The following is a 1,697-nucleotide window of genomic DNA, read 5'->3' on the forward strand; positions in this document are numbered from 1 at the left end:
GTCGCGACGTACGAACTGAGCCACGGGTGGCTGCGTGTCGCCCCGGCTCGCATCGGCAAGCAGGCATTCCTCGGCAACTCAGGTATGGCCGCGCCTGGGCGTTCGGTGCCCAAGCGCGGGCTTGTCGGCGTGTTGTCGTCGGCGCCGTCCAAGGCGAAGAAGGGCTCGTCGTGGCTCGGTGCGCCGCCGATGCCGCTGCGCCGGACCGCGGAGGCGGCCGACACCAGCCGCACCTTCGACCCGCCGTTCCGGCTGAAGCTGGCCCGGGCTGCGATCGAGCTGTGCCGGATCGTTCCGGTGATGTGCGCCGGCGCCCTGGCCGTCGGCGTCCTGGCCGCACTCGCGCTCGTGTGGCGATCTGGCGGATGGTGGGCGGCCGCGCTCACCGCCGGGCCGGTGCTGCTGGGCGCGGCGATCGTCGCCGCCGCCATCGCGACGGCCGCGAAGTGGCTGCTGGTGGGGCGGTTCCGGGTCACCGAGCGCGCGCTGTGGACCTCCTTCGTGTGGCGCAACGAGCTCGCGGACACGTTCGTCGAGGTTCTTGCCGCGCCGTGGCTGGTCCGTTTCGCGACCGGCACGCCACTGCTGACGGCGTGGCTGCGCACCCTCGGCGCGAAGATCGGCCGGGGCGTCTGGCTGGAGACCTACTGGCTGCCCGAGTACGACCTGGTGCGACTCGCCGACGGCGCGACGGTGAACCGCGGTTGTGTGGTGCAGACCCACCTGTTCCATGATCGTGTGATGAGCATGGACGAGGTGACACTGGGCGCGGGTGCCGCGCTGGGCCCGCACGGCATCGTTCTGCCGGGCGCGAGCATCGGCGCGCGGACCACTGTCGGGCCCGGTTCGCTGGTGACCCGCGGCGACGCCGTGCCCAGCGACAGCCGGTGGTGGGGTAACCCGATCACCACCTGGCCAATGCCGGCATCTCGGCCGTCATGAATCCGAAGGCGTCGACACCGCACGGTGCCACGCCCGGCGCTGACCGCTCCGGGGACTCGTACCTGCCCGAGCACGGCAACGGCGGCTACCGGGTGCTGCACTACGACCTCGACCTCGACTACCGGGTCGCGTCGAACCGTCTCGGTGGCCGGGCGGACATCACCGCGGTGGCCGTGCAGTCGCTGTCGCGGTTCACCCTCGATCTCGGTCGCCTGAGAGTTCAGGACGTCCGGGTGGACGGGCGTCCGGCGAAGTACGTGCACCGGCCGGGCAAACTGCAGATCAAACCCGAGCGGCCCATCGGCGCCGAGGACACCTTCCGGGTGGAGATCCGGTACGCGGGAAAGCCGGTGCCCATCTCCGGCCGTTGGGGCGAACTCGGGTGGGAGGAACTCACCGACGGGGTGCTCGTCGCCAGCCAGCCGAACGGATCGCCGTCCTGGTTCCCCTGCGATGATCAGCCCAGCGCCAAGGCCACCTTCCGGGTCGCGGTCACGTCCGCCTCCCCCTACACCGTGGTGGTGACCGGTGATCCCGTGCTCCAGCGGCGGGGCGCGAGCGGCACGACCTGGGTGTACGAGCGGCGCGAGCCGACGTCGCCGTACCTGATGAGCGTTCAGATCGGACGCTACGAGGTGGTGGATCTGGCTGTCGGTGGGGTGGTGCAGCGCGCGGCGATCCCACCGGCGCTGCGGAGGAATGTCGACCACGACTTCGGCCGACACGGCGAGATCATGTCGACGCTGCAGCGGCTC

General features: G+C 71.2%; 2 pseudogenes. Both read left to right on the forward strand.

The features are described from left to right. Nucleotides 1-942: pseudogene (locus tag ABZ749_RS34815) on the forward strand (amino acid adenylation protein); the annotation flags it as partial. Beyond that, nucleotides 939-1,697 (forward strand): annotated as a pseudogene (locus tag ABZ749_RS34820) (M1 family peptidase); the annotation flags it as partial. The pseudogenes ABZ749_RS34815 and ABZ749_RS34820, both read left to right, overlap by 4 nt.

The organism is Micromonospora sp. NPDC047753, from assembly GCF_040642735.1.
GTDB lineage: Bacteria > Actinomycetota > Actinomycetes > Mycobacteriales > Micromonosporaceae > Micromonospora.